This is a genomic window from Nocardia sp. NPDC058640 (assembly GCF_042716995.1).
Taxonomy (GTDB): Bacteria; Actinomycetota; Actinomycetes; order Mycobacteriales; family Mycobacteriaceae; genus Nocardia.
On sequence record NZ_JBHXRG010000013.1, the window covers coordinates 72,153 to 94,637 of the forward strand.

A 22,485-nucleotide genomic window follows, 5' to 3' on the forward strand; every position below is an offset into this window, starting at 1 on the left:
TGTTGGGGTTCCCCCTATTATGCTGGGGGTGGTGGCGGTTCGGGGAGTGGCCTTCCACCTGGCCCCGGTCGGTGTCTCGGGGTGGGGGGCCCCCGTAGAGGGTTTCGCCCCGCTCGTCGACCCGGTTCATGCCGCGACCTGGGCCGGGATGGCGTAGCGGAGGTACCAGCCGTTGACCACGACCCTGATGAACACGTCGTCGTCGTGGGCGAACGGCGCCGTTTCGTTGAGCGCTTCGGCGATCTCGGCAATTGCGTGCTCCCAGCAGTACTCGCCCTCGTCCAAGGTCAGCGAGTTCGGCCGGTCTGTGTCGGGGTCGTAGCCGGGCCGGGTCCAGTCGATGAACACGGCGGCTGTGGCGGGTCCGTGGGTGATGTAGCCGCAGTCGGAGCCTTTGAATTCGCTTCCATCCCAGTCGATCTGGAAGTCGATGCGGGGATCCTTCTCGGGGAGGCCGAGGGCTTCGCGGGCCTGGTTTTCTGTGAGCATCGGTCGGTCCTTCCGGTTAGGCCGCGAGGGCGGTGGGGGTGAGGAGCATCGCGGGGACGGTGACGGTGATCGAGGCTGCGTCGGCCATGTCGAGCGCCCAGATCGCTTCGGCGGCGTGGTCGAGGCAGTAGGCGAGGGTTTCGGTCCAGTTGCCGCGGCGGTGGGTGTGTTCGGCTTCGATGTGGACCAGGGCGGTGTGGTTGCACTCGTCGCACTCGTCGACGAAAGCGGTGGTGGTGGAGGCGATCCCGGTGAAGTCGCGGGCGTTGGCGCCGATGAGGTGGGCGATCGCGGCGGTGGTGCTCATGCGGCCACCTCCAGCGGGCCCGCGGTGAGCAGGCAGTAGGTGGTGTAGGTGCCATCGCCGGCGAGCCAGGCGTCGCAGTCTTCGTGTCCGCAGGTGGGGCGGGGGTCCGTGGTGGTCATCTCGTCTCCCTTTCGTTGGTCCGGTGGCAGCCGGTGGTGTTCGGTGCAATGAATGTACCGCGTGTGTCGCATGTATTGCACTGTTTCGTTGAACGGATTTCGCCGTGACGGTGACTATTCGAAGGCTTTGAAGCGGAGTTGCCTGGAGCGCGGACCTCGCAATAGGGCTTCTACCTGGCTATTTGTGAGGTCGCGATGGGACTGCAGGTGGTTTGGTAACGGTTTAATGACATAAACCAGGGGTTGCATGCATTGCACTCTGCCGGTACCGTTGGTGTCACACCGCAGTGACCAGGAAGGCACCCCATGAACCCCACCGCCACCCTCTACACCCGCAGCCGCGCCGCCCGTATCGCTGCGGCCCGCATCATCCGCACCCGCATCGGCGCCGCCCTGGACACCTTCCTGAACCGCGCCCTGCGCGCCCGCGGGCTCGTCACCATCTCCCAGGTACTCGCCGACCTCGGCGCCGACGCCGACCTGGTCCGCCGCTACGCCAGCCACGCAGGCAAGAAGGTCAAGGCCGCCTACCTCGCCGCCCACGGCCGCGAGCCCGTGCAGGTCTGGAAGGTCGTAACCGGTCGTCCCCGCCAGGTGCTGGCCTACAACCCCACCGAGCCGGTCATCCGCGACGGTCTCGCCGCCTACCAGCGCACCGCCCACCTCGTCGCGACCTAGAACCTGTTGGCGGGGTCACCGCACAACGGTGTGCGGCAAGGGATCACCGACGCTCCCCCACCGACCCCGCCAACACACCCACCCCGGAAGGGCAACACGATGACCGTCGACCAGATGCGTGACGACATGCACGCAACCTTCGCCGAGATCAAACACCTGCAGGCCGTTGCCCGCACCCGCGGCGACGACTACACCGGGACGCCGACCACCGTCCCCGAGCGCCGAGGCGTGTTCGGCCGCATCATCACCCCCGCCCGCACTGTCCGCCCGTCCGAGCCGACGGTGGCCGACATGATCGCGATCCGTTGGGACGCCATCCGCTGGTACCAGCACCAGATCCGCACCCAGCTCAACGTCCCCCACCCCACCCGTTGAAAGGCCCACACCATGACCACCACGATCACCACCGCCTCCCGTCACCAGCTCGCCGCGGCACTGGACCTGCTCGACGCCTGCGGCACCGTCGACGAAGCCCGCGAATCCGAACCCATGGACTGCCATGCCGACCGGGAGGAGCGGTGGAACACCTGGCACGACAGGGAGTGGCGGTCTGCGTGGGACCGTCACGACGACGCCGAGGCGGCGTTCCGGCGCGCGTACCCCAACGCTGACACCCGGCCCGAAGCACACGAGGTCGTCGCCGCACACCGCGCAGCGACCGTGGCCCTGTTGCGTGAGCACGTGATCGAGACGGTGACCCAGGTGTCACCGTTCGACGAGCCTGGCACGAACGAGGTCGTCGTCGACTGCATGTGCGGTGCGACCGTGCGCGGGTTCATGCCCGAACACCTCGAATCCACGTTCGGCGCTCTGCAGCACGTGATGGCCGAGCACCTCGCGTCGATCCTGGCCCACGCCGCCCGCTACTAGCCCCGGTCCCCCGCTGGAAGGTGCGCACCATGAATGTCGACCACACCGACCTCCACGCCGGCGACAAGGTGCGCATCACCCGCGTGTTCAACCCTGCGCACCCGATGACCGGGGAGCGTCGAGTCACCACGGTCGGCGTTCTGACCAAGGTGACCGGTTCGGCTTCAACGTCGACAACGGCCGTTTCCACTCCTGGAACCCCGGTCCGTCTTGCACCCAAACCATCACACGAACGGAAGTTTGAAATGCCCCGTATCTACCGGGTTCTCGGCACGGACGCCTACAACGTCCTGGTCGAGGTTGCTTCGCCGAACGAGCAGAGTGCCCGTCGGTCGGTCGAGGACGCGAACAGGCACGCCGCGAAGCGTGGCCGACCACAGGACTGGCGTGCCGAGGTCGCCGACATCGAGTGGCGGCCGATCGACTCCGATGTTTGGGAGGCCGAACAGTGAAGCACGTGTGGTTGGTGACCGACCTGCGTAGCTGCCGTGACAACCCGGTCCTTGTGACTGCGACGAAAGCCGCTGCACGGGAATGGGTTCACGACCGACACCCGACGCTGCAGTTCCATCGCCCAGGCCGTTTCGACCCGGACGTGAGCGCGTTGTATGCCCGCACTCCGCGCAAGGACTGGGTCGTGGTTTTCAGCATCACCAAAATCCCGTTCGGTGGTGCGGCATGACCACCGTGCGGTTCTGGCTCGCTCACCCGCGCGAAGCCCTGTGCGACTGGGGCATCCGGGGGTGCGACCTGCACGAGCGGTCTGGCTGGTTCCCGTGGTGGAACAGGAAACCCGAGGCTGACGTCGATGAGTGAGCAGTTGGACCTGACGGCGGCTCTGAAGTCGCGTGTTGACGTGACGGTCGAAATCGCCCGCTTGTGGCGAAAGCAGATCGCCGAACAGCCAATGTCGCTCGTGGCCGATGACGGCATGAAGGTTCTCGCTCTGTCGGAATTGACGATCCGAATCCTGGAGGAAGCGGGCTGGAGTCGGTCATGACGACACCTGACAAGCCCGCCGAGCGCCCCGACCTCGCTGCGTGGCGGCACCGGCATGAGCTCCGCAAATCGTCGGCCGCGCAACCGATCCCGTCCGGCAAGACCTACGAGCGCAAGCCGAAACATCCTCAACCGCAAGAGAATCGAGACAACGATGAGTGAACCGCACCGCATCACCTTCCTCGCCTCCGCGAGCACCACCGTCAGAATCCCCAATACTGGGCAATCCAGGGAGGAGGCCATCGAGGACGCGTACGCCGATCTCGACACTGGCCTGTGCTGGCAGTGCGCGTCCAAGGTCGAGCTCGGTGATTTCGAGGCCGAGGAAGACCGCTACGACCCGACCGCCGAAATGCGGGCCACCCTCGACGCCATCCGCGCCCTTGCTGCCCAGTGGGCGAACCAGCCCGGGGACATCAACCCGCTCGTGGGGCAGCTGGTCGCTGACGGCCGCGCTGTGCTCGCCATCCTTGACGGCAAGGCGGGTGGGTCCGATGAGTGAACGCGACGCCCTGACCGAGGTTCTCGATGCGGTTTCGCAGCGCGGCCACGGGCAGACGTTCCTGGCGCCGTTCTTTCGGGGCGTGGTCGATCTCGTCCTGGCTGCTGGCTGGCGTCCACCAACCCGCAAGATCGAGACCGCCGACGAGCTCGACGTGCTCCAGCCTGCACAGGCCCTGCTCGACGCCAACATGGACGGGCGCAACGACCTGGCCGCCGTGATCCGGGACGACCGTGGGCGCGTCTACACCCGCGACATGGACAACCTCGCCGACGAGCTCGACAAGGGCCGCCCGGCCGGTTGGTGGGAGACGGGCACCGACCGCGACGACCGTGACAGCCACACGATGGCCTACCCCGTCACCGTCCTGCTCAACCCCACCGAGGAGTCCGACAATGCCTGACCCAATCAATCTGGAGATCGCCGCGCGGATGCCGTGGCTGACGGCTGAGCCCGGCTCGATCTGGGAGATCACCGGCACCTACACCGACGGTGGCACGTTCACTGACTGTTTGGCGATGGTGTGGCCGTACGACATCACCGACGGTCATGTCCTATTCAGCCACGTCGCGCCTGCACTGTCCGCCGTGACGAAGGACATCATCAGCCCTGAGATGATCACCCGCGCCCGCCGCTTGGTCCTCGTCCACGCAGACAACCCGCGCACCGCCTACTGCGTCGACGACCAAGACCTGATCGACCGTGCCGAGGTGACCTGTCGTGGCGAGTGAGAAGAGCCTGCCGTCCCCGAACGGTTGCTGCTTTTGCGGTGTTGACCGTAGCGAGCACTTGCAGCGGTGGGCGCCGGGCGTGAACTGGCACGGCTGGGCGGAACCGACCGATGCTCAGCGGAAGGCGCGGATGCTCGCAAGGAGGGCTGCGTGATGTCGAAACCGTTGCTGTACCTCGATGTCGATGGGGTACTCAACCCGTACGCGGCAAAGCCGGAGAAGCGGCCCGTCGGGTACGAAACCCATCGGCTGACGCCCGCGGCGTGGCTGGAACGGCACCCGAATACCCCGCCGGCGAGGGTGAAACCGTTGCGGGTGTGGTTGAACCCGGAGCACGGGCCCGCGCTGCTCGGCTTGGTCGATGTGTTCGACCTGGTCTGGGCGACGACGTGGGAGCACGAAGCGAACACGATGATCAGTCCGTTGATCGGCCTGCCAGAGCTGCCCGTCGTCGAGTGGAAGTCGCCAGGTCGGTTCGGCCCGGATGGGACGTTCTGGAAAACCGCCGAGCTGATCCAGCACGCCGCGAGTCGCCCATTCGCGTGGGTCGACGACGACATCACCAACCGAGACCGCCGGTTCACCGAGCATTACCACGATGGCGCCGCCCTGCTGCACCACGTCCACCCGGCAATCGGGTTGACCGACAATGACTTCGGGACCCTCCGCGTTTGGGCCGAAGCTAACACTGCGCCATCGGCTGCCGATAGCGTTTCCATGCGCAGCAATCCCAAGGGGAACCAGTGAACGGCCTGACAAAGCTCGCCGCGACCATCAGTCTCACCGTCGGCGCGGTGACGCTCGCCGGGTGCGGCGGCAGCACGAACACCGAGACCAGCAAGGCCGCCGCAACTACGCCCCCGGTCGTTACGACGACGACCCGCACCTCAACCCCCGTGCCCGCGCCAGCACCTGTGACGCCGGCAACGTACGAGCTCCGCGAAGACGGCAAGAAGCTGACGATGCTCGTCACCACCGATGACACTGTCGCGATCGGGCCAGCGTTCAAACAGATCGCGGACAACTTCATCGCGACCCGCCCCAACGGTGGGTACCACGTGATGATCGACTGTGCGATCGACTACGACCCCACCAAGCCAGCGAACCGGTTGGGTGTCGGGAAGATCGCTGTCGGTCAGCTCGGCGCGGCGCAGACCGGGCTCAGCGCAGCGGGCATGTCGACGGTCGCGTGGAACACGGGACGCACCTGCCAGCCGGGTTTCGTGGAGCCGACTTTCGATTCGTATCGGCAGCTCGATGGGCCGTACGCGTTAGAGTTGTGCCGGGGGCGGGTCGAGGATGAGTACATTGCTGATCAGCGGCCGGTGAATATTGTTGCCGACCCGGTGAAGACGGCGACGGGGTGGTTGGTTGCTGGGACTGCGCAGGGTAAGGGTCGGGCGGGGATGGATATGGCGGTGATGAGGTTCTCGTGCACGGTCTCGGATGCGGGTGGGACGTTGACGTCGAGTTTGGACCAGTTCGACAGTTAGCGCAGGTGCGAGGGATATGTCGGCTGGTCCAGCTAATCTGAGGCAATGAGTTTCGAGGTTGGTGCGCATGTGCGACTACACGCGAATGGTGAGACGGTGTTTCAGGTTTTGGAAGTCGAGTACATGGGCGATCCGGAGCGGGTGTTGATCCAGGCCGTCGAAGAAACACCGGGTACGTACCCGTGGCCGGCGAGGACGACGTTCATGGTTCCCGCCGAATAGCCCTGGTACGACGAACGCCCCCACTCCAAACAGAGTGGGGGCGTTCGTGATTGGGTAATCGGCCGCGCATTCGGCTGCTTGCTCGTAGCTGTTTGGTTGGCGGAGCCGATTCTACGGGGTTCGGCGGTCGAAGTGGTGCCAGTGTTTGCGGAGGATCGCTAGGCCGCGGTCGACGTCGGCGAGGCGTTGCAGGATGGCGGGGTCGTCGGGGTTGTGGCCGGACTCGATGAGTGCGGCGCGCAGTTCGGGGTCCATGCCTGGTTGGACGCGGGCGAAGGGCTGAGGGTTCCCGACATTTCGGACTGATCCGGGATCGGCCATTTAGACTTCGACCTGTGGACGACGACCCGATCTCAGCGGACGAGGCGACCATCATGGCCGCGGTGATCGACATGATCGAACCGGACACCGCGTTCACAGCCGAGCAGTTGCATCGGCAGCTCGTCGCCGAGATGTCGGAGCCACCGGGCTTGCATGATGTGCGGTCCGCGTTGGAAATCCTGCGGATGCCGCACGTGGAGTTCCGACCGGGCGAGTCGTCGGTTGCGGTGTTGGGGCGGATGCGGACGATGCTGGACCGTGCCCGGAATCCGCCGCCGACCGACCTCGACCGCTACCTGGGCAACCTGCCATACTGAACGGTACAATTTCGAATGTGCGTTCGATCCTCTGGAGTCTCGGGTCGACAACCGGTCTCAACCCGGACCGCCTCTACGCGGTGCGCGGCGGATGGGCGCATCCCTCCCCCGTCACCTGCCCTAACGGGCATTCGCTCAGCCCTAGGCGGGTACTCGTCGGCACACAAGCCTGCCTCGCGGTCGACGGCTACCACCGCACCTACGCCTGCAGGCGGTGCAACACCGTGATCATGTGGCCACCCGTCACCGCCGTGTGCGACCACCAGGTATTCGACGAACGACGCGCCCGCTAGTCGCGCGCCGCCCCTGTCGGCCACACCACATCCACCGGGACACCCCGCTCCCGCGCCAAGGCAACCACGGTGCCAGTACCGGCACGCTGGCCGTCTTGCCCGTCCCATACCGCGACCATCCTGTCCACACCGACGGTGAGCGCGTCGTTCGCCGCCTCATAGGCTTCACGGCCCGCAGTGTCGAAGTCCATCACCCGCACCACCGACGCCCGCCCGACCAACGCATCGAACTGCACCAGATGGTCAGGTTTCACCTTCGCTTCCCGGTAATCCCGTGACGGCAACACAACTTCCAGCCGGCCACCGACATCGAGAACCGCCTGCGCGAACACACTGTCAGCGCCGCGGGCGATGCAGGACACCCCAACAAGATCGGACGGGTTGCCGAGCAGCTCGGTAATCGCCGCCCTCACGAGTGGCACGGTGTCGACAGTGATGTTCATGTGCCCGGTAACGCTGATCCTCATGGTGTCCATCATGCCGGGGACAGGATCAGCGGATGCAGCATGTCCCGCAACTCGGTCACCGGTCGACTGGTACCGCAATCGGCTGTCCGCGTGTGCACCTCAGCGAGCTTGGCCTGAACCCTGTGCGAACCGGTCCGGCTGACATCGGCCAACGCCACCTCGCCCAGGCGGCGCGCTTCCGCGTACTCGCCCTGGATGAGACGCGCCTCGGCGATCCCCAGCCGATCCAACGCTGAGGACCGCCACCGGTCCGGGCGCCGCAACGAGATCGCGGACCCGATCGCTTCGGCTGCCTCCTCGGCGAACCTGGACTCCGTGCGGGCGAGTTCGAGCAACCGCCCTCCGAGGGTCCCGGAGAGTTCGGCGGCGTCGAAGTAGTGCACCCAATAGGGGTCGTCGCCACCAGAGTTGGCGAATTCGGTGCGGGCCCGGCCTGCAGCCCGGTAGAACGCTGAGGGGCGACCGAGCCTGGCATATGCCCATGCTTCACGTGTGCATAGCAGCGCACGAATGGTCGGGGTAACGAACGCGCCGACTGTTTCCTGAGCCAATCGTACGAGTTCGAGGGCGTCGCTGGCGCGAGCGTGTTGGTAGGCGATCCGGTCAACACCGTCACCGACGGGTTCGAGGGTCAGCATTTGGCGGGCCAGGCCGGCGAGCCCGTTCGCGAATAGTGCCGGGTCGTCGGCTTCGCGTGCTGACCGGATCGACAGCATGTAGTAGCCCTGCGCGGTGTGCTGCTCGCCGCTGTCCCATGACATGGTGGCCGCGGTCTCGGCGAGTAGGGCGCGGATATGCCCGAGGCGTTGCTTGGTCGCGGAGTTGGTTGTGGCGGCGATCATGTCGTTCACTTCCGACAGCTGTCCGACGACGGCTTTGCGACGCAACCCGCCGCCGAACTTGTCGTCCCACTCTCGGAACAGGCGGGCCGCTTGTTCGAGCTCGTCGAGTTCCTGCATCCCTGTACCGACGATCATCGGTGCCGCGTCGTGACGGTTTTGTTGGCGCAGCAACCAGTGTTCCAGCGGTTCGAGCAGGTAGGTGCCGACGACAACTCCGAACAGGGTTGTTGCGGCTTCGCGGCGATCCACGAGGAGGTCCTTCCGTGCGAGGTCGTCGGTGACGTCCTCGCACGTGGATGTCCACACGCCTGGGTCGGGGTCGGCTGTGGTGGGTGCGAGAGCGCGCCGGGTCTGCAGGGTGGTGAACAGGGTTCGCTGTGCGGGTGTTGCCGCGGCGAGGACCTTGTCGAGTTGGTGGCTGTGTTCGATGGTGAGGGTGATAGTGGTTCCGCGTTTGCACCATTTTTTGATGGTGTTGATGTGGATGTTGGCGCGGACGGCGAAGCGGTCGTACGACAGGTCGAGCGCAGTGCGGAGGTCGGCTGCGTCGGCGCCGGTCCATGCATTCATAGTCGACTCCTGGGCTTCGTCGTAAGGGGTTGTGTACCTGCGTGTACCGGGCGTGTACCGGGTGTGGGTGATCGTGTACTTGCGTGGTCTTCCGAGGATTGTTGCGGCGCAGCAAGGTTGGTTGTGCGGCCGATCCCGGTTCGATCGTTGAATCGCCGGTGTTGGCCGCTACCAACTTTCTGGCATCTCTCACTCTAGGTGGTCCAATGCTGACCAGTCGCACGTTATTTCAATCGGATTCGCTGCTGATGTGCAACCGCGACCCCGGCCCGCTCACCGCGCAGCAAGCCCACCGGGCGATGCAGGTCCATTTGGAATGCGGGGTCGACACCTGCCGGTGCCGGCGCCGTGCACGCACCACCCTGGTGGAGTTGAACCGGATGGTTTTGGATGAGCGTGCCGAAAAGGTCGGAGCGACGTCATGACCACCGAACAGGCGGCCCTGACCAAGTGCGAACGGCTTTTCCTTGCCGCGGTGACATTGTGGGACAAACCCGTCACCGGGTGCACCACCGAGGACCTGGCAAACACGCTGCAGCACAACATATTTCACACCGGACAGTACTTGGAGCGGCTTCACGCCAAGGGGATGCTGCGTCGGCGCCAAACCCAACGCCATGACCGGTGGTGGCCCACCAAGGCCGGGATCGACACGCTAGAACCGGTGATCGACACGCTAGAGCCAGTCGAATGAAACCGTCCGCGATCGGGTATTTGCGATCCGATGTTTCCGGCCGGACCGAGGAATGGGACAGGGCCGCGATCAAGGCCCTCGCGGCCCGGTACGGATACACCCTGGTCAAATTCGTCACCTATTCAGAGCACACCGACGACCCGATTCAACGGCTGATCAACGTGGTTCGGAGATACATGGCCGAAGCCGTTTTCGCCCCGTCACTTGCCCATTTCAGCGACGAAGTCCCCGACCGGCTCGTCTGTATCGCGGACGTGAACCTCGTCGCCCCTGAATGCACGTACGCCCAGTCGTACGCGCTCCCCGAAGCGTCACCCCCACCAATGAAGGAGATGACCTAATGCACAACCTCAATCACGCTGGCCCCGACGGCAATGCGGGCGACTCCGCGGACGTGTCCGGCGGATCCAGTGCCGACGCTGAGGTGTCAGCGGCCAGGTTCGGCGGTGGTGGCTGGTCGTCCCCGCGCCGTTCGGGTGGGTTCACCGCCCTCGACCGCCGGAACCAGTGACCTGACACCCAGGTTCTCCCCCGGTTCTTCCGTCACACGAAGATTGGGGTGAGCGCGACCCCCGGAGCCCGAGAGGCGGCTCCGGGGGTCGTTCGTTGCATGTCCAGCTCTTGGAGAGTCAAATCCCGGTGCTTCCCCAAATCGAAAGCGGTTCTACCGAATTACCGTCGATCGTTTGACGGTCACGGCTCGACTGCTCAACAAGGAACGAACCCCGTTTGCTGTTGACAGGCAACGACTTCCAGCTGCCGCTCGGCGCACCGATTCGAAACCAGTTCCGGACCCGATGCCACTCCCATCGCTGATACTCATGGGTTTCAACCTGCACACGTGTTGCTCGTTGGATACGGCCTCCACCACGCAACGGCCGGTCCCAAGTGATCCCGACCCACGGCACTTCCCCTGACAGGTACTTGACAGTGACTTCCATGGGGTCACTCTCGCACGTCAGCTTCGGGGCTGTGTGCTCAGTTTCGAATGTCACCGCGGCCGGCCCCCATACGCGAACTTTGGGCTCGTAGACGGTGGCTCCCCCGATGATCCGCATCCCGACCGTCGCAGTGCGCTTGCCGTTGATCACTTCGTGGCGTCCGTTGTCGACAAGGAAGAACCATCCAGGACGCGGCTCGTCCGTGAATTTCAGGTACAGCGCAACCAGCGCGATGAGGCCCGACACGATTGCGATTGGGGATCCGATCAAGAGGATCGCCGAACCGAGAATTTCCATGCTGCGAAGATACGGTGCGCCTATGACACTCAGCCCGTGTGCACGCTAACTCGCTCGGCCGCCGAGTCCCCATTCCCAGACGGGGATTCCGGCGGCGCGGGCGTGTCTGATGCAGTGCTGGGTGCCGATCGAACGGCCGAGCGGGAAGGCCAGGCACAGGTCGGCGCCAGCGGCGATCATTTCCAGGTTGCGGCGCGGTCCGGCGGCCGAACAGTACCGGGTGCCGTCGCGTCGGTACCGCGGTGCGTGCCGACAGGTCGGATCGCAGTGGTCCCAGTCGGCCGGGTGCGGTTCAACAGGAGGTCGTCGGCCATACCAAACGCTCCTGTTAGCCCACATTTCGGCGGCGATCGTATCGGCACCTTGCGCCGCACCATGGACGAGAGTGATCGGCACATCGTTCGGTTCGTCGCGTTGCAGGTGCCGCCATGCGAGCCGGAGCGATTCGTAGATGATGGGCCGGTTAGTCCAGTTCCGGGAACCGGTGACGAGGAGCCGCTTCACACGAGGATGCCGGCGGCGTTGGCGTTGTGCACCCAGGTCTTCCATTCGTCGACCATGATGTCGGCGAACGCGAGATCGGTGACGCTGGCGGGGTTGAGGACTTGTTTGGCGTCGAGGTTGTCGATCAGGCTGGGCACGACGAGCTTGTCCATCTTGCTCCAGTACGGCGCCTTCACCAGGCTGAGGACTTTGACGAACACCGGGTACCGCTTCAATTCCTGCAGGAGTTGCGTCACCTGGTCGCGGTCGGACGGGTCGTCGTCGGTGACGATCATCAGGTAGATCGGGGCGGTCGTGGTCTTCGCCATGTCGAGCACGACCTGCAGGGCGCGGGCGAGGTAGGTTGCGCCCATCTGCTGCGGGCGGAAGATGCTGCGGTTCACGACGTCCCGGAAGTTGTTCAGGTCTACCTCGACGGTCGGCCACACCTTCGAGTCGAACGGGATGACGGGAATGCGGCCGTCGACGTCGATCTGCAGTGCGAATGCGAGCGCCCGGTCGACGAGGGTTTGGACCATGCCCGACTGGTAGCCCGAGTGCATGCTGCCGGAGTGGTCGAGGATCATCACGCCCTCGGCGCGGATCCCGTCCAAACCGGCTTTCGACAGGCTGATTCCGGCCTTGTCGAACTTCTTCGCCAGGTCGACACCGCCGGCGGTCTGCACATAGTCGCGGGCGACCGCGGGCCCGTTGCCTTTGACGAGGGTGACGGTGCGTGCCGCGGCGTGGATTTCGATCGCGAGGTCGGCGGTGGTGGTGTTGCGGGTGAACAGTCCCATGGTCAGGCTCCGTAGGTTTCGGTGGGAATGCTGTGTGCTGCCGCCCAATGCGTGAGGCAGTCGAGGGTGTCGAAGTGGCGCAGGTCGTCGTCGCCGAGGTCGACGGTGATCCACCTCGGGCCGCCCCACACCATCAGTTCGGGGTCGATCCGTTTCCAGGAGTCGCATCCGTCGCGATCACAGTGCCTTGCGATGCTCATTCGGGCCGCCATTCGCTGTCGGTGCGCTGCCAGAACCGGTAGATCGGCCAACCGGTCTTCTCGTGTTCGCGCTGGATCTCGTCGCGGTCGCTTGTCTCGCACCACAGCCGCCCGTCAGGCTGGTTGATCCGGTACCAGCGGCCAGGTTGCCAATCAGTCATCGCGGTCACGCTGTCTCCTCGTAGTCATCGACGCTGTCGGCGGGCCGCTCGAACGTGTTCGCACCGCACTGCGGACAGTTGCGGACGATCAACTCGCGTGACGGCACCACCATCAGTAGGTGCTGTGCCAGAGGGTTGCGTGTGCGCCATGCCCCGAACGGCCAATAGCAGGTGGTGTACCGGTAGGTGAGCATCCCGAACCGACACTTCGGGCATTCGCGGGTCATCCCAGCGAGTGGAAGGGCAGCGAACGCGGCATCAGCGGCTTCGAGGGTCTCCGCGTTGTAGCGTTGAGCGTCCACATATTTCTGTTTGCCTTCTTCGAGGGACGCCATCCAGCTCTCGTAGATCACGACGCCTTCTCGATGTTCGGGAAATTGCTGGTTTCCGTACCGCACGGAATCCCCGAATTTCCTGAACACTTCGGCTGGCAGTCGACACACTCGGCGCGCCCGTTGACGTAGAGCATGTGCTCAGGCACCCGGCATCCGCACGCGGCTTCACGCAGACCGTCGTCGGATGCGGTGGGCTGGTTGATCAGGAACGTTTCGGGGCCGCTGTATTTGGCGGTCACCCAGCCCATCTCGCAGGCGCGCGGTTTCGTCGCGGCCTCGGCCAGCTTCGGCGCAGGGTCAGCCTGGTCGGCGGGCAACACCACCCGTTCGGCGGCGTCGACATACTCGCGGGCGAGACGACCGTACGCGGCCTGCCACTCGGCGATCTCAGCACGCAACTGCTGTTTACTGGGCAAAAGTGTCACGCATCCGTGAGGGATTCGACGACCGGCTGATCCTGGTCGAACTCAGCGATGGCCTGCTCCACAAGCAGCAACGCACCCACGTAGTCGTCGTCCACCGCGATCAGCTTCAACGCCTGATAGACCTCGGGCGCGTTAGGAAGTTCACGCAGCGGGCCGGTCACGTGGTACTCGACGAGCTGGTTGACCATCCACTCATCCCCAGCGTGGACTGACACCCGCCGGTCCTCGTCAGCCCAGCGCAGGTAGACGGCAGCCTTCCGCAGGTCTTCGACACCGTTCTTCTCCTGGTGCCGCCACACGTACTTCACTGCGTTGCCAGCGCAGAACGTCAGATGCCGCGTGATCGCGATGCATTCACAGGTGAAGCGGCCCGTCGAATAGTGCGCGGGGTGGTTGACGACGTCGGTCATGGTTGCTCCTCGGGAGGGTTAGGGCCGGTCGATGTCGGGAACGATCGCCTCAGGCTTGAAGATCACCCGGTAGTGGTCAGCGGACGCCGCCGCGGACTGGGTCTGCTCGACGAAGTAGGTGACATTGTCCGAAAGCCCGAGAAAGTGCTTGCGGTACACGTCCGGGCCCGTCTTGCATACGACTTCGAGCTGTTTGCCGTCGTCGGCGATGTTGCAGCGGCCCTCGATGCTGAGGAGGTACTTGTCGGTGATGCCGTTGACGAACACCACGCGGCGGCTGATCTCGAACTGGTCGGCGGCCTTCGAGATGTTCTGTGACACGACATCGGCGTCGGTCGAACAACCGGTCAGGGCGAGGGCAGCGACCGCGGTGAGGGATGCGGCGAGGATCTTCTTGTTCATGCGAGGAGCTCCGTGAGGTCAGTTGTTGCGGGTGATCTTGCGGGCTTTGCGGGCGGCACGGTTACGCACACGACGGCGCTGCACCTCGGCGGGGTCGACGGTGCCCTGGTAGACGTGCTTGCGCTGCAAACCGAAAAGGATGGCGCGCGCGTACGGGGTATCGAACGGGTCGGTGGCGATGGTGGTGCTCCTGGCTGGGAGGAATGTCGGAGGGATCAACTGGACGAGGCCGCGGCTCCCGTACCGGTCGAGGTAGGTGGGGTCGGCTTCGGCGATGCTCACGCGGTGGTCGCCTGCGTGAGGCTGTTGGCGAGGTCGACGGCGGTGAGTCCTTCGCCGAATCCGAAGTCGGTCCAGGTGTCTGGCTGGAGGCGCCGGCGACCGTTGGCTTCGTCGCGCAACCATTCGAGGCCAGTCGTCCACTGCTCGGCGTGCGACAGCTCGTGCCAGGCTTCGCGGTCGTCGTCCTCTTCGTCCTCGTCGTCTGTGCGTTCGACGGGTTCCGGGGTCCAGGTGGTCGACCAGGGGTTCGGGAACGAGTCGCACACGCTGTAGGACATGACAACTGGTTCGTCGTCACGGGTGAGGAGCAGCTCGATCACCGGCTCCCAGCCCATGTCGGGGCGGAACACACCATCGGTCCGGGCGCCGGCGATAAGGTCTGCGAGCCATGCCCGGTCGGGGCCCTCGACGTACCCGTGGACCTCGCACTGGGCGTGGATGCGAGCGGCCAGGCGCATGCTGTCGCCGGACTGCTGGATGAGCGTGTTCAGCAGCAGGTGCCAGTGGTCGACACGTTTCCCGTTGTGCACGAAAGCGCCTTTGTCGTCGCCGAATGAGCCGAGCGCGAGCGACAGCATGCGGGTGTCAACACCGTCGGCAGCCTGGTACGCCCAACTATCGGGGTGCAGGACACGGCGCAGGTTGAACCTGCCGACCGTGTTGATCAGGTGCGCGATGCAGGTTTCGTGGGTGATCAGGCCGAAGTGGGCGCGCTCGCGACCGGAAACCGCGGCGTCGCCGCTCGGGCTGTGGAAGTAGATGCGGCTCATGCTGCGTCGACCTCGATCACCCAGTCGTCGAGGGCGTCGAGGACCGCGGCGACAGGTTCGGTGCACAGGATGGTCCGGCCGTCGACGCCGATCGCTGTGCACAGGGTGCTGTTGCCGCTGGGGCCGATGGCGGTGATCGCGTTGGTGCGAACGTAGACGTGGTCGCCATCTTCGTCGGTGAGTCGAATGAGCTTGTCAGTCATGCTGCTTGGTCTCCTGGGGTGAATCGGATTGCGGTCGCGTCTACGGTGCCGAGGTTCTGCCAGCCGTCCTCGGCGCCGACAGCGACGAGCGGGGGCAGCGGGATCCGTCGTTCAGGTTCAGCATCGAGGGCCCGCCACTCCCCTACTGACGGCCGGTGGGTGGCGTGTACTTCGATCCATTGCAGGCGGCCCGTTTCGGAGTCGATGCCGTACCGGTACTGGCTGCCCTCGGGCGACGGGCGCACGTCGACGAGTTCGCCACCGATGCGGAGCGTCAACCGAGGTGGCCCGAGCCTTCTGCGCCAGTCAGAGAAACCCCAGTCCTCGGGTACACGGGTCCAGGTGATGTCCACTCCGTTGAGCGATTCCACCTGGTCGCATCGCCACCACCGCGGTTCCCCTGTCGCCAGCCACTCGTTCGGGTTGAATGGGTCGTCAGGCAATTGCCACATCGCCCAAGGTGCCGTGAGGTTCGGACGGCGCAGCAACCCGCCGTAGTAGGTGCGCGGGAACTCGAACGCTGGCGCGATCCAGCCACCGTCGCCGTAGCCGGTCGGTATGGCGGGTGGCGTGAACTCGCCGGCGAACTCCGATCCGGGGCACAACACGTCGGAATCGTCGTCGGCGTACACATATTCGGGGTCGACGAGACCGCGGCGTCGCATCTGCTGCATGCGTCGGGTGATGGCGAGCCCGTGCCAGTCGGCGTCACACCACGCGTGCGGGCAGGTGGCCTGGTTGACGTTGTGGTCGTAGCCGCTGCGCTGGCCGTGCTGGGACATTTGCCAGTCGACGAGTTCGTCGATGGCGTCCACGATGTCGCGCGGTGACACAGGCGTGGTCAGCCAGTCACGAACAGCGCTGAAGTTCCGGTTCGGCAACGGGAAGACCTGGTCGCGCACACAGATCGTGTCGCAGCATTCCACGGTCACCGACGCGGCGACGCCGTCCTCGTCATGGTTGATCAGGAGCCACACCCGATCTGTGGCGCTGCGGTGCAGCCGTTCGCGCACGAGGTCAGCGAGTTCGCCGATCGCGAAGACGTGGTCGATGCGCAGTTCGCCCGGGGTGTGGCGGGCCTGGAGGAGCCCTTCGCATTCGTCGATCGTGGCTGCGTTCGCGAACCGGTCGGGGTCGTCGACCCAAGCCTCCCAGCTTGATCGGCGGAGTCCGAGGTATTCGTGAATTTCTCGCGGGTCGTCGCCGCTGTGCCACTCTTCGAGGAGGTCGTCGATGTCGCGGTCAGTCACGGCCAGGACTTTCGAGAGCGTTGATGGCCGACGCGATCAGCGCGTCACATTTGCGGTTGTCGATGTCCTCGATGAACCCGTATTCGTCGAGCGTCATCGGCACGACACCGCCGCGGCCGAGAGCTTCGTACAGGTCCCACTGCCAACCTGAATTGCCGAACGGGCGCTTCCCGCCGAACCCTTCCTTTTGCTGCCACAGGACGTCGAGCAGTGCGATGAGGTAGCCGCGAATGGTGTCGGCGCCGCTGTCGCTGTCTTCGAGGGGCAGGTTAAGGATTTCCGCTGGGGTCACACAGCAATTGTCGGGCGTGAGTCAAACCCGAAAATTTGGCCGCGCGGGTATCGGGTCCGCGCGGCGTCAGCGACTGTCAGTTGTTACGGCGATGTCGCGGTTTGGCGGGGTCGATCCCGTTGGCTCTGGCGAGGCGACGAACATAGGCCTCTTTGAATGGGGATGCATCTGCGACATCTACGGGTCGTTGACCGTTGCGTAATGCGGAAAGGATTTGTTGGAATACTTCCTGTCTCGCTTCTTCTGTTTGTTCCGACAAGCGAACAAAATTTTGGCTCGCTTCCCGGAGTGGGTCCAGTTCTTCCGTCACGTCTGTGATCGTATCGCCGAAGCAAACACGAGTTCGTGATGGACGCGAGTTCATCACCGCAACACTATTCCGCTACCTTGTAGCGCTACATTGTAGCGCTATTGTGTAGCGCTTCTTTGTAGCGCTAGACAGTAGCGATACAATGTATCGAATTTGTCAATCGGAAACTGCGGCAAGGAAATGGGAATGACCAGCACAAATTGCACCATCACTTTCACTCAGAAGATGCACACCGACAGTGCCGTACTGTTTGCTGGGGTGTGTGACCCGTGTGGTGTGCCGGTGTGGGCGGGCAGCCCCGAGGATGCGCAGACCCGGTTCGAGCACCATCGGGACATCCCGGAACCGCCGGCGGAGGTGTTGGCGCGCCCGGTGACCGTCGCTGACGTTGACACGTACCCGGCATGGTTTTTGAACGGGCGCGGGTTCCCGGTTGCCGCGGCGGCGAAATGCCAGCACGGGTACACGTTGGTGGCGTTCTGCCCGGAGTGTGCTTAGGCGGCTTGGTCGAGGATGCCTCGGTCGAGCCGGTTGGCGATGAGTTCGCAGTAGCGTTCGTCGAGCTCGACCCCGACAGCTTTCCGGCCGAGGTTTTGGGCTGCTACCAGGGTTGATCCGCTGCCCGCGAACGGGTCGGCGATCGTCGCACCAGGGACGGAGCGTTCGATGAGCAGTTCCATGAGCCCGATCGGTTTCGGGGTGGGGTGCCCGATCTTGCGGGCTAACGCTGACGGTGAGGTGTTGGTGCGCAGGACACTGCCGATGCGTTTATGGGTGCCGCGAGGCCATTTCCCCCACAGGTAGATTTCCTCGTGGGAGGACCCGAACGCGCAGGAAAGGTCGCCCATGCCGGGGCCGGACCCGTCGGTTTTGTCCCAAACGAGCACGAGTTTAGGGGTGGGTGGTCGCGGTACGCGCCAGGTGCCGAACATGAGCGCTGGTTTGTCGGGGTTGTGTTCTTGCCAACGTTGGAATGCTTTGTCGCGGATTTCGGTGGTGTCGTCACCGACGATCAAGGTTTTGCCGCCGCCGCGCCCGGTGTAGGACATTCCGTAGGGCGGATCGGTTATTAGGACGTCGGCGGTTAACCATTCGTCATGGTCGAGGCATGAGCCGTGAAATAGAGTCACGTACTCGTCGGAGTAATACGGTGTTAGGGCCAATTAAGCCCCCATTCGGTTATTCACATTCCCGATTGTCGCTCCACGAGTCAAGCCGGAACGGGAATTACGTCGGGAGTTATTCCTGTTCTTCCCAAGCCCGCAGATAGTCGGGGTGGTCGGCCCATCGTTGGGCCATTGCGGTCAGGATGTCGTTGGTGTGCAGGTGCCACCACCAGACAGGAGTGCCCGCGTCCGCGAGCTTCGCCAGGATCTTCCGTTTCCCGGCAATGTCGCGCAGCACGCGGGCGGGGTCGTGGCGGGCGATGTGCTCGCTGTGGTGGAGGCTGTGCACGGTTTCGTCGCTCGTGCCGACATGGTCGAAACGCTCGTCGAATCCCCATTGACCATCACCCGAGTCTGACTCTCGCGCTATCCGTTCGTCTTCGTCGAGCCTTGCCCGGATGAACTCTTCAATCGTCATGTGACGGTGTCTCCTTCGGCGAGGGCTTCGGCAACACCCCACCGCCCGTTGCGCACGAACGGTGCGATCTGCTTCGCCAACGCGAGGGCTTGATCGAACGGGAAACGGTGCGCGGCCAACCATTCGTCACGCCGCTCGCTCGGGATCGACTCGACGTCTCGGCTGCCGTCGGCGGCGTAGCAGCGCCCGAGGTGGGTGACTGCCCACAACCCATTGCCGCGGTACTCGACGTTGACCGTGAACAAAACCCGCTCGGGGTGGTCGCGGGGCAGGCACGACACCTCCAGGCGTCCGATCTCCAAACCCGGTTCCGGCAATGTCCGATCCAATTCGGCGGGCTGGAAATCGTGCCGGAACCGGTGGCCGGCGCTCGCGTGCCCGCAGGTGGCACAGAACTTGATCATCAGTGCTTGGCCTTCGGCTTCGCCTTGACCGGCTTCTTCTTGTGCTTGGGTTTGTCGTGGTCGGGCTCCCACTCGTACCCGGCGACCTGCTGTTCGCAGTACGAGTCCGAGACGAGGACGTCGCCCTGGTCCAGCTCACACCAACGCTGCGGTTTCGAACACGCAGTGCCGCCGACGCCGGCGAACAGGGACAGGGCGAGAACCGTTGCAGCGGTTCGGGTTCGGGTGTTCATGCTCGTTCCTCGGTCGTGAATCCGATGATGACGTTTTCGTCGTCGTGGCTGATGTGCGCCCAGTCGTCGTGAAGGGTTCCGGCGCCGAAGGTTTCGCGGTACCGGCGCATCGCGAAGTCGACGGCTTCGAGGAAGTCGCCTGCCGCGGCGGGGACGGGCACCAACCATTCGTGGTGGGTGACGGTGCGGGTACGGGACGTTACGACGCTCATTCGGGGTCCTCGGTTTCTACGGGGCCGTCAGCGAGGAGTTCAGCGCTTTCGATCCAGATCTCGCGTACCCAGGCGTCGCCGCGGCGAATGTATTGGTGGCCCCACCCGTCGTCGGCCACAGAACCTTGCGGTGAGGCGTCGGCTTGGGCGACGGTACGGATCAGTCGGCGGGTCATGCTGGCTCCTCGTGGGATTCGCGGCCGTTGAGGCTGTGGCTCACTCGGTGTCCGTCTTCCGCCGCTTCGACAGGCCGTAGATGTTGGCGGCGCCGTACGTGAACGCCGACAACAGAAACCACCATTGGCCGGTCGCGACCGCGTACGCGGTCCACAGGGCCTGCACCGACAGACCGATCACGGGGCCGATCAGCGAGTTCGGGCGCCCGAAGACGAGGAACAGACCGGTCACACCGATCGTCGTCAGCGCGAACGACCACCAAAGGCTCACCATGGGTGCTCCTCGTTGACGACGTCGGGGTCGATGTCCATCACTTCGCAGATGCAGCCGGACCCAGTCCAGTTGCGGCACAGCTCTTGTTCACAGCGGTCAGCCATGGTTCTCCTCGGTCACCCAGCGGGTGACGGTGATCGTCTTGGTTTCTTCGACGGCTCGGACTGGGGTCACGAGCGGGCGGCTAGCGGTCGTCGGCGGTACAGGTTCCTGAATTTCGGTGAGCGGGTTCCACCAGATGAATGCGTAGTGCTGCCCGGACGGTCCCCGGACGATGACGCGTTCGACGGTGTGCCAGCTCCTCTTCTCCAGCACCTCGTCGGTGACGAACGTGAAGCCGTCGATGTCTTCGTCGGTGCCAGCACAGTCGAGGAAATCGCCCCAGTCCTCTTGGAGAAGTTCTGCGAGCTGGTCGATCTCGGTGGTTTCACCCATTGGGGTTCTCCCTGCGTTGGCGGGCGCGCGCGATGGCTTCCCGGAGCTTCGGGGGCGGGTCTGTGTCGGTGTCGGCGAGCATCTTGGCGAGCGCACCCGGCGCGACGATCGTCCGGTCAACACCGCTACCCGTCGGCTTCGCTGCTGCCACATCGGCGGCTGCGAACACCCACTCCCCCTTTTGCAGAGTGGCCTCCAGGGCGTGGATGCGTTCGGCGTCGCGTTGCTGTTTCGCTGAGATGGCCGTGTAATCCTGCTGCATCTGTTCACGCACCCGTTCGAGTTCGCGGGTGCGGTGGTGGGCGAGCTGGATGATGGCGAGCAGGCCACCATCAGGTTCCGCGAGGCCACGCACATGGGCAGGCAGGCTGTCGTATTCGCTGTCCCCACCCATGTACCTGCGGCGGGTGGCCTCGTAGAACAGTTCGAGGTCGCCGGCGGTGAGAGCGAGGAGTTCATCGACGGTCACCCGGTCACCTCGTGCCAGTCGGTGAGGTAACGCTGCACCATGCCCTGATCGCTGGTATCCAAAACCGCGTAGGCCGCCCGGTGTTCCACCGCGGTAGGGAACATGTCGCCGAGCGCGTCGACCATCCTGGCAGCCCACCATCGGTAGGTGTCCCGGAAGGCTTCCCGTTCTGTCTCCCATGCCCGGTTACCCGATGCGATCTCGTACCGGTGATGCTCCACCCATTCCGCGTGGGCGATACGCTCGATCGCTTTGGCGCGGATCTCCTCGGCGGTCACTCGGTCACCGGCTTCGGCTTGTCCTGCTCGGCGAGCCAGTCACGAATCACGGGAAATGCGACCCGAATACAGGTCATCACGTCACCATGCTTGAGGTACATGTCCATCGTGTGCGGCTCGATGAGGGCGGCGATCGTCTTCTTCAACTCGGTCGGCATCGGCTCGTCGAGGGCACGCTGCAGGCTCGCTTCGAGGGCAGCCTCGTCGATGTCGCTCACGCGGCTGCCTCCAAGGCGGGCTCGACGTAGCCGGTGATCTTGTCATAGAGGCGCATTGCCCAGCAGGCATCACCCATCGCGGTGTGCCGTTCCGCCTCCGACGGGGGTTCGACATCGAGTAGCCGAGACAGGTTGTCAGACTTCCACGGCGGCGCGATCGCGGCGAGACGGTCGAGCCGCAACGCCTTGTCCTCCAACGACTCCTCGCCATCAGGGGTATCGAGCCGTCCTGACGCGCGCAACCCGGCGAGGTAACCGACGGCGAGGTTCTCCACGTCGATGAGGTGGTAGTGCCAATTCGGGGTAAGCCCGTTCTCGCGCAACAGATTGCCGAGCACCTCGGTGTCGAAGTTCGGTACCGCGCCGACAATGTGAGCACCATGGGTCCAGCGGGCGACCAGTTCCGCGGCGAGGTACGGCAACACCATGTTCAGGCCGTCGTCACCAGGCAGCGGCCGATCCAACGTGTACGGCGACAGATCACCCGGACGCGACAGCCACTGTCCGACAGGGTGCCGGTCGTAGAACCTGCCGACTTTCAAACCGAACGGGTCCGCAGTGTCGAGGTCGATGTCGACGAAAAACTGGATCGCGCGTTCGCCGGCGTCGTCGCGGCGGATCATCGCCACTTCCCACACCTTGCGGCCTGGATGGAGGCCATCGGTCTCTGTATCCAAAAATACTATGGGCGTGGTCATTTCGGGCTCCGAGTCTGTGCGGGTTTCGG

53 protein-coding genes are annotated in these 22,485 nt (G+C 64.5%); 20 read left to right on the top strand and 33 right to left on the bottom strand.

The window, feature by feature from the left end; all coding sequences use genetic code 11:
- Nucleotides 1–126: 126 nt before the first annotated feature.
- The 3 genes from ACFWU5_RS16545 to ACFWU5_RS16555 are packed head-to-tail and all read right to left on the bottom strand — an operon-like array spanning nt 127 to nt 915.
- Entirely contained in the window at nt 127–489 is a 363-nt protein-coding gene (locus tag ACFWU5_RS16545; protein ID WP_379267787.1) for a hypothetical protein, read from the bottom strand.
- A gap of 16 nt (nt 490–505) precedes the next feature.
- Nucleotides 506–796: a hypothetical protein gene (locus ACFWU5_RS16550; protein ID WP_379267788.1), complete on the bottom strand. Its 291-nt coding sequence runs from the start codon at nt 794–796 to the stop codon at nt 506–508.
- Nucleotides 793–915, bottom strand: a complete 123-nt coding sequence (locus tag ACFWU5_RS16555; protein ID WP_379267789.1) for a hypothetical protein — start codon at nt 913–915, stop codon at nt 793–795. The genes ACFWU5_RS16550 and ACFWU5_RS16555 overlap by 4 nt, the downstream gene beginning before the upstream one ends.
- A 306-nt stretch (nt 916–1,221) precedes the next feature.
- Here ACFWU5_RS16555 and ACFWU5_RS16560 point away from each other — a divergent pair, with 306 nt between their 5' ends.
- From ACFWU5_RS16560 to ACFWU5_RS16620, 13 genes are all read left to right on the top strand, one after another.
- A complete protein-coding gene (locus ACFWU5_RS16560) occupies nt 1,222–1,593 on the top strand; it encodes a hypothetical protein (RefSeq protein ID WP_379267790.1) in 372 nt (123 codons plus the stop codon).
- Nucleotides 1,594–1,692: 99 nt separating this feature from the next.
- On the top strand, nt 1,693–1,968 hold the full coding sequence (locus ACFWU5_RS16565; protein ID WP_379267791.1) for a hypothetical protein: 276 nt from the start codon (nt 1,693–1,695) through the stop codon (nt 1,966–1,968).
- A gap of 12 nt (nt 1,969–1,980) precedes the next feature.
- Nucleotides 1,981–2,463 (top strand): hypothetical protein, encoded by a 483-nt coding sequence (locus tag ACFWU5_RS16570; RefSeq protein ID WP_379267792.1) that lies wholly within the window; start codon nt 1,981–1,983, stop codon nt 2,461–2,463.
- Between the two features lie 29 nt (nt 2,464–2,492).
- On the top strand, nt 2,493–2,915 hold the full coding sequence (locus ACFWU5_RS16575; RefSeq protein ID WP_379267793.1) for a hypothetical protein: 423 nt from the start codon (nt 2,493–2,495) through the stop codon (nt 2,913–2,915).
- On the top strand, nt 2,912–3,145 hold the full coding sequence (locus ACFWU5_RS16580; protein ID WP_379267794.1) for a hypothetical protein: 234 nt from the start codon (nt 2,912–2,914) through the stop codon (nt 3,143–3,145). Before ACFWU5_RS16575 ends, ACFWU5_RS16580 begins: the two co-directional genes overlap by 4 nt.
- Nucleotides 3,146–3,271: 126 nt before the next feature.
- On the top strand, nt 3,272–3,463 hold the full coding sequence (locus tag ACFWU5_RS16585) for a hypothetical protein (RefSeq protein ID WP_379267795.1): 192 nt from the start codon (nt 3,272–3,274) through the stop codon (nt 3,461–3,463).
- On the top strand, nt 3,460–3,624 hold the full coding sequence (locus ACFWU5_RS16590; protein WP_379267796.1) for a hypothetical protein: 165 nt from the start codon (nt 3,460–3,462) through the stop codon (nt 3,622–3,624). Before ACFWU5_RS16585 ends, ACFWU5_RS16590 begins: the two co-directional genes overlap by 4 nt.
- Complete coding sequence (locus tag ACFWU5_RS16595; RefSeq protein WP_379267797.1) at nt 3,617–3,964, top strand: hypothetical protein; 348 nt, start codon at nt 3,617–3,619, stop codon at nt 3,962–3,964. Before ACFWU5_RS16590 ends, ACFWU5_RS16595 begins: the two co-directional genes overlap by 8 nt.
- Nucleotides 3,957–4,367 carry a hypothetical protein gene (locus ACFWU5_RS16600; protein ID WP_379267798.1) on the top strand — a complete coding sequence of 137 codons (411 nt, stop codon included), beginning with the start codon at nt 3,957–3,959 and terminating at the stop codon, nt 4,365–4,367. The genes ACFWU5_RS16595 and ACFWU5_RS16600 overlap by 8 nt, the downstream gene beginning before the upstream one ends.
- Nucleotides 4,360–4,695, top strand: coding sequence for a hypothetical protein (locus ACFWU5_RS16605; protein ID WP_379267799.1), 336 nt, complete (start codon nt 4,360–4,362; stop codon nt 4,693–4,695). Before ACFWU5_RS16600 ends, ACFWU5_RS16605 begins: the two co-directional genes overlap by 8 nt.
- A 153-nt stretch (nt 4,696–4,848) precedes the next feature.
- The gene (locus ACFWU5_RS16610) at nt 4,849–5,442 is read left to right on the top strand and encodes an HAD domain-containing protein (RefSeq protein ID WP_379267800.1); all 594 of its coding nucleotides are present in this window, start codon (nt 4,849–4,851) and stop codon (nt 5,440–5,442) included.
- Complete coding sequence (locus tag ACFWU5_RS16615) at nt 5,439–6,188, top strand: hypothetical protein (protein ID WP_379267801.1); 750 nt, start codon at nt 5,439–5,441, stop codon at nt 6,186–6,188. Before ACFWU5_RS16610 ends, ACFWU5_RS16615 begins: the two co-directional genes overlap by 4 nt.
- A gap of 45 nt (nt 6,189–6,233) precedes the next feature.
- On the top strand, nt 6,234–6,410 hold the full coding sequence (locus ACFWU5_RS16620; RefSeq protein ID WP_379267802.1) for a hypothetical protein: 177 nt from the start codon (nt 6,234–6,236) through the stop codon (nt 6,408–6,410).
- A gap of 111 nt (nt 6,411–6,521) precedes the next feature.
- On the opposite strand, the gene ACFWU5_RS16625 is transcribed toward ACFWU5_RS16620, so the two are convergent.
- Nucleotides 6,522–6,665: a hypothetical protein gene (locus ACFWU5_RS16625; RefSeq protein WP_379267803.1), complete on the bottom strand. Its 144-nt coding sequence runs from the start codon at nt 6,663–6,665 to the stop codon at nt 6,522–6,524.
- Between the two features lie 80 nt (nt 6,666–6,745).
- Here ACFWU5_RS16625 and ACFWU5_RS16630 point away from each other — a divergent pair, with 80 nt between their 5' ends.
- A complete protein-coding gene (locus ACFWU5_RS16630) occupies nt 6,746–7,048 on the top strand; it encodes a hypothetical protein (RefSeq protein ID WP_379267804.1) in 303 nt (100 codons plus the stop codon).
- A 17-nt stretch (nt 7,049–7,065) separates the two neighbouring features.
- Nucleotides 7,066–7,341 carry a hypothetical protein gene (locus tag ACFWU5_RS16635; protein ID WP_379267805.1) on the top strand — a complete coding sequence of 92 codons (276 nt, stop codon included), beginning with the start codon at nt 7,066–7,068 and terminating at the stop codon, nt 7,339–7,341.
- Here ACFWU5_RS16635 and ACFWU5_RS16640 read toward each other — a convergent pair.
- Nucleotides 7,338–7,820 (bottom strand): hypothetical protein, encoded by a 483-nt coding sequence (locus tag ACFWU5_RS16640; protein WP_379267806.1) that lies wholly within the window; start codon nt 7,818–7,820, stop codon nt 7,338–7,340. The two genes, ACFWU5_RS16635 and ACFWU5_RS16640, sit on opposite strands and share 4 nt — an antisense overlap.
- Nucleotides 7,817–9,220 carry a hypothetical protein gene (locus ACFWU5_RS16645; protein ID WP_379267807.1) on the bottom strand — a complete coding sequence of 468 codons (1,404 nt, stop codon included), beginning with the start codon at nt 9,218–9,220 and terminating at the stop codon, nt 7,817–7,819. The genes ACFWU5_RS16640 and ACFWU5_RS16645 overlap by 4 nt, the downstream gene beginning before the upstream one ends.
- Nucleotides 9,221–9,426: 206 nt before the next feature.
- Here ACFWU5_RS16645 and ACFWU5_RS16650 point away from each other — a divergent pair, with 206 nt between their 5' ends.
- Genes ACFWU5_RS16650 through ACFWU5_RS16665 form a run of 4 tightly spaced genes read left to right on the top strand, consistent with a single transcriptional unit; the run spans nt 9,427 to nt 10,425 of the window.
- Nucleotides 9,427–9,645, top strand: a complete 219-nt coding sequence (locus ACFWU5_RS16650; protein ID WP_379267808.1) for a hypothetical protein — start codon at nt 9,427–9,429, stop codon at nt 9,643–9,645.
- Nucleotides 9,642–9,914 (top strand): hypothetical protein, encoded by a 273-nt coding sequence (locus ACFWU5_RS16655; RefSeq protein ID WP_379267809.1) that lies wholly within the window; start codon nt 9,642–9,644, stop codon nt 9,912–9,914. Before ACFWU5_RS16650 ends, ACFWU5_RS16655 begins: the two co-directional genes overlap by 4 nt.
- Complete coding sequence (locus tag ACFWU5_RS16660; RefSeq protein ID WP_379267810.1) at nt 9,911–10,255, top strand: hypothetical protein; 345 nt, start codon at nt 9,911–9,913, stop codon at nt 10,253–10,255. The genes ACFWU5_RS16655 and ACFWU5_RS16660 overlap by 4 nt, the downstream gene beginning before the upstream one ends.
- Nucleotides 10,255–10,425 carry a hypothetical protein gene (locus ACFWU5_RS16665; protein WP_379267811.1) on the top strand — a complete coding sequence of 57 codons (171 nt, stop codon included), beginning with the start codon at nt 10,255–10,257 and terminating at the stop codon, nt 10,423–10,425. Before ACFWU5_RS16660 ends, ACFWU5_RS16665 begins: the two co-directional genes overlap by 1 nt.
- 118 nt (nt 10,426–10,543) lie before the next feature.
- On the opposite strand, the gene ACFWU5_RS16670 is transcribed toward ACFWU5_RS16665, so the two are convergent.
- From ACFWU5_RS16670 to ACFWU5_RS16740, 15 genes are all read right to left on the bottom strand, one after another.
- Nucleotides 10,544–11,152 carry a hypothetical protein gene (locus ACFWU5_RS16670; RefSeq protein WP_379267812.1) on the bottom strand — a complete coding sequence of 203 codons (609 nt, stop codon included), beginning with the start codon at nt 11,150–11,152 and terminating at the stop codon, nt 10,544–10,546.
- 45 nt (nt 11,153–11,197) lie between these two features.
- On the bottom strand, nt 11,198–11,701 hold the full coding sequence (locus tag ACFWU5_RS16675; protein ID WP_379267813.1) for an SLOG family protein: 504 nt from the start codon (nt 11,699–11,701) through the stop codon (nt 11,198–11,200).
- On the bottom strand, nt 11,653–12,435 hold the full coding sequence (locus ACFWU5_RS16680) for a VWA domain-containing protein (RefSeq protein WP_379267814.1): 783 nt from the start codon (nt 12,433–12,435) through the stop codon (nt 11,653–11,655). Before ACFWU5_RS16680 ends, ACFWU5_RS16675 begins: the two co-directional genes overlap by 49 nt.
- Nucleotides 12,436–12,437: 2 nt before the next feature.
- Nucleotides 12,438–12,635 carry a hypothetical protein gene (locus ACFWU5_RS16685; RefSeq protein ID WP_379267815.1) on the bottom strand — a complete coding sequence of 66 codons (198 nt, stop codon included), beginning with the start codon at nt 12,633–12,635 and terminating at the stop codon, nt 12,438–12,440.
- Nucleotides 12,632–12,805: a hypothetical protein gene (locus tag ACFWU5_RS16690; protein ID WP_379267816.1), complete on the bottom strand. Its 174-nt coding sequence runs from the start codon at nt 12,803–12,805 to the stop codon at nt 12,632–12,634. The genes ACFWU5_RS16685 and ACFWU5_RS16690 overlap by 4 nt, the downstream gene beginning before the upstream one ends.
- Nucleotides 12,802–13,149 (bottom strand): hypothetical protein, encoded by a 348-nt coding sequence (locus tag ACFWU5_RS16695; RefSeq protein WP_379267817.1) that lies wholly within the window; start codon nt 13,147–13,149, stop codon nt 12,802–12,804. Before ACFWU5_RS16695 ends, ACFWU5_RS16690 begins: the two co-directional genes overlap by 4 nt.
- On the bottom strand, nt 13,146–13,556 hold the full coding sequence (locus tag ACFWU5_RS16700) for a hypothetical protein (protein WP_379267818.1): 411 nt from the start codon (nt 13,554–13,556) through the stop codon (nt 13,146–13,148). The genes ACFWU5_RS16695 and ACFWU5_RS16700 overlap by 4 nt, the downstream gene beginning before the upstream one ends.
- Nucleotides 13,553–13,966: a DUF3310 domain-containing protein gene (locus ACFWU5_RS16705; protein ID WP_379267819.1), complete on the bottom strand. Its 414-nt coding sequence runs from the start codon at nt 13,964–13,966 to the stop codon at nt 13,553–13,555. The genes ACFWU5_RS16700 and ACFWU5_RS16705 overlap by 4 nt, the downstream gene beginning before the upstream one ends.
- 18 nt (nt 13,967–13,984) lie before the next feature.
- The gene (locus ACFWU5_RS16710) at nt 13,985–14,368 is read right to left on the bottom strand and encodes a hypothetical protein (protein ID WP_379267820.1); all 384 of its coding nucleotides are present in this window, start codon (nt 14,366–14,368) and stop codon (nt 13,985–13,987) included.
- An 18-nt stretch (nt 14,369–14,386) separates the two neighbouring features.
- Nucleotides 14,387–14,650 (bottom strand): hypothetical protein, encoded by a 264-nt coding sequence (locus ACFWU5_RS16715; protein WP_379267821.1) that lies wholly within the window; start codon nt 14,648–14,650, stop codon nt 14,387–14,389.
- Nucleotides 14,647–15,420: a hypothetical protein gene (locus tag ACFWU5_RS16720; protein ID WP_379267822.1), complete on the bottom strand. Its 774-nt coding sequence runs from the start codon at nt 15,418–15,420 to the stop codon at nt 14,647–14,649. The genes ACFWU5_RS16715 and ACFWU5_RS16720 overlap by 4 nt, the downstream gene beginning before the upstream one ends.
- Nucleotides 15,417–15,623 (bottom strand): hypothetical protein, encoded by a 207-nt coding sequence (locus tag ACFWU5_RS16725; protein WP_379267823.1) that lies wholly within the window; start codon nt 15,621–15,623, stop codon nt 15,417–15,419. The genes ACFWU5_RS16720 and ACFWU5_RS16725 overlap by 4 nt, the downstream gene beginning before the upstream one ends.
- Entirely contained in the window at nt 15,620–16,873 is a 1,254-nt protein-coding gene (locus tag ACFWU5_RS16730; RefSeq protein WP_379267824.1) for a hypothetical protein, read from the bottom strand. Before ACFWU5_RS16730 ends, ACFWU5_RS16725 begins: the two co-directional genes overlap by 4 nt.
- Complete coding sequence (locus tag ACFWU5_RS16735; RefSeq protein WP_379267825.1) at nt 16,866–17,165, bottom strand: hypothetical protein; 300 nt, start codon at nt 17,163–17,165, stop codon at nt 16,866–16,868. The genes ACFWU5_RS16730 and ACFWU5_RS16735 overlap by 8 nt, the downstream gene beginning before the upstream one ends.
- A gap of 76 nt (nt 17,166–17,241) precedes the next feature.
- Nucleotides 17,242–17,475: a hypothetical protein gene (locus ACFWU5_RS16740; protein WP_379267826.1), complete on the bottom strand. Its 234-nt coding sequence runs from the start codon at nt 17,473–17,475 to the stop codon at nt 17,242–17,244.
- 186 nt (nt 17,476–17,661) lie between these two features.
- Here ACFWU5_RS16740 and ACFWU5_RS16745 point away from each other — a divergent pair, with 186 nt between their 5' ends.
- A complete protein-coding gene (locus ACFWU5_RS16745) occupies nt 17,662–17,973 on the top strand; it encodes a hypothetical protein (protein WP_379267827.1) in 312 nt (103 codons plus the stop codon).
- Here ACFWU5_RS16745 and ACFWU5_RS16750 read toward each other — a convergent pair.
- The 12 genes from ACFWU5_RS16750 to ACFWU5_RS16805 form a co-directional block, all read right to left on the bottom strand.
- Nucleotides 17,970–18,524 carry a DNA methyltransferase gene (locus tag ACFWU5_RS16750; protein WP_379267828.1) on the bottom strand — a complete coding sequence of 185 codons (555 nt, stop codon included), beginning with the start codon at nt 18,522–18,524 and terminating at the stop codon, nt 17,970–17,972. The genes ACFWU5_RS16745 and ACFWU5_RS16750 overlap by 4 nt on opposite strands.
- A gap of 190 nt (nt 18,525–18,714) precedes the next feature.
- A complete protein-coding gene (locus ACFWU5_RS16755; protein ID WP_379267829.1) occupies nt 18,715–19,059 on the bottom strand; it encodes a DUF6221 family protein in 345 nt (114 codons plus the stop codon).
- Entirely contained in the window at nt 19,056–19,463 is a 408-nt protein-coding gene (locus ACFWU5_RS16760; RefSeq protein ID WP_379267830.1) for a hypothetical protein, read from the bottom strand. The genes ACFWU5_RS16755 and ACFWU5_RS16760 overlap by 4 nt, the downstream gene beginning before the upstream one ends.
- A complete protein-coding gene (locus ACFWU5_RS16765) occupies nt 19,463–19,696 on the bottom strand; it encodes a hypothetical protein (protein ID WP_379267831.1) in 234 nt (77 codons plus the stop codon). The genes ACFWU5_RS16760 and ACFWU5_RS16765 overlap by 1 nt, the downstream gene beginning before the upstream one ends.
- Nucleotides 19,693–19,908 carry a hypothetical protein gene (locus tag ACFWU5_RS16770; protein WP_379267832.1) on the bottom strand — a complete coding sequence of 72 codons (216 nt, stop codon included), beginning with the start codon at nt 19,906–19,908 and terminating at the stop codon, nt 19,693–19,695. Before ACFWU5_RS16770 ends, ACFWU5_RS16765 begins: the two co-directional genes overlap by 4 nt.
- Nucleotides 19,905–20,084: a hypothetical protein gene (locus ACFWU5_RS16775; RefSeq protein WP_379267833.1), complete on the bottom strand. Its 180-nt coding sequence runs from the start codon at nt 20,082–20,084 to the stop codon at nt 19,905–19,907. Before ACFWU5_RS16775 ends, ACFWU5_RS16770 begins: the two co-directional genes overlap by 4 nt.
- 40 nt (nt 20,085–20,124) lie before the next feature.
- On the bottom strand, nt 20,125–20,358 hold the full coding sequence (locus ACFWU5_RS16780; RefSeq protein ID WP_379267834.1) for a hypothetical protein: 234 nt from the start codon (nt 20,356–20,358) through the stop codon (nt 20,125–20,127).
- 96 nt (nt 20,359–20,454) lie between these two features.
- Complete coding sequence (locus tag ACFWU5_RS16785; RefSeq protein WP_379267835.1) at nt 20,455–20,793, bottom strand: hypothetical protein; 339 nt, start codon at nt 20,791–20,793, stop codon at nt 20,455–20,457.
- Complete coding sequence (locus ACFWU5_RS16790) at nt 20,786–21,262, bottom strand: hypothetical protein (RefSeq protein WP_379267836.1); 477 nt, start codon at nt 21,260–21,262, stop codon at nt 20,786–20,788. Before ACFWU5_RS16790 ends, ACFWU5_RS16785 begins: the two co-directional genes overlap by 8 nt.
- The gene (locus ACFWU5_RS16795; protein WP_379267837.1) at nt 21,259–21,540 is read right to left on the bottom strand and encodes a hypothetical protein; all 282 of its coding nucleotides are present in this window, start codon (nt 21,538–21,540) and stop codon (nt 21,259–21,261) included. Before ACFWU5_RS16795 ends, ACFWU5_RS16790 begins: the two co-directional genes overlap by 4 nt.
- Nucleotides 21,537–21,758, bottom strand: coding sequence for a hypothetical protein (locus ACFWU5_RS16800; RefSeq protein ID WP_379267838.1), 222 nt, complete (start codon nt 21,756–21,758; stop codon nt 21,537–21,539). The genes ACFWU5_RS16795 and ACFWU5_RS16800 overlap by 4 nt, the downstream gene beginning before the upstream one ends.
- Complete coding sequence (locus tag ACFWU5_RS16805) at nt 21,755–22,456, bottom strand: hypothetical protein (RefSeq protein ID WP_379267839.1); 702 nt, start codon at nt 22,454–22,456, stop codon at nt 21,755–21,757. The genes ACFWU5_RS16800 and ACFWU5_RS16805 overlap by 4 nt, the downstream gene beginning before the upstream one ends.
- Nucleotides 22,457–22,485 lie beyond the last annotated feature (29 nt).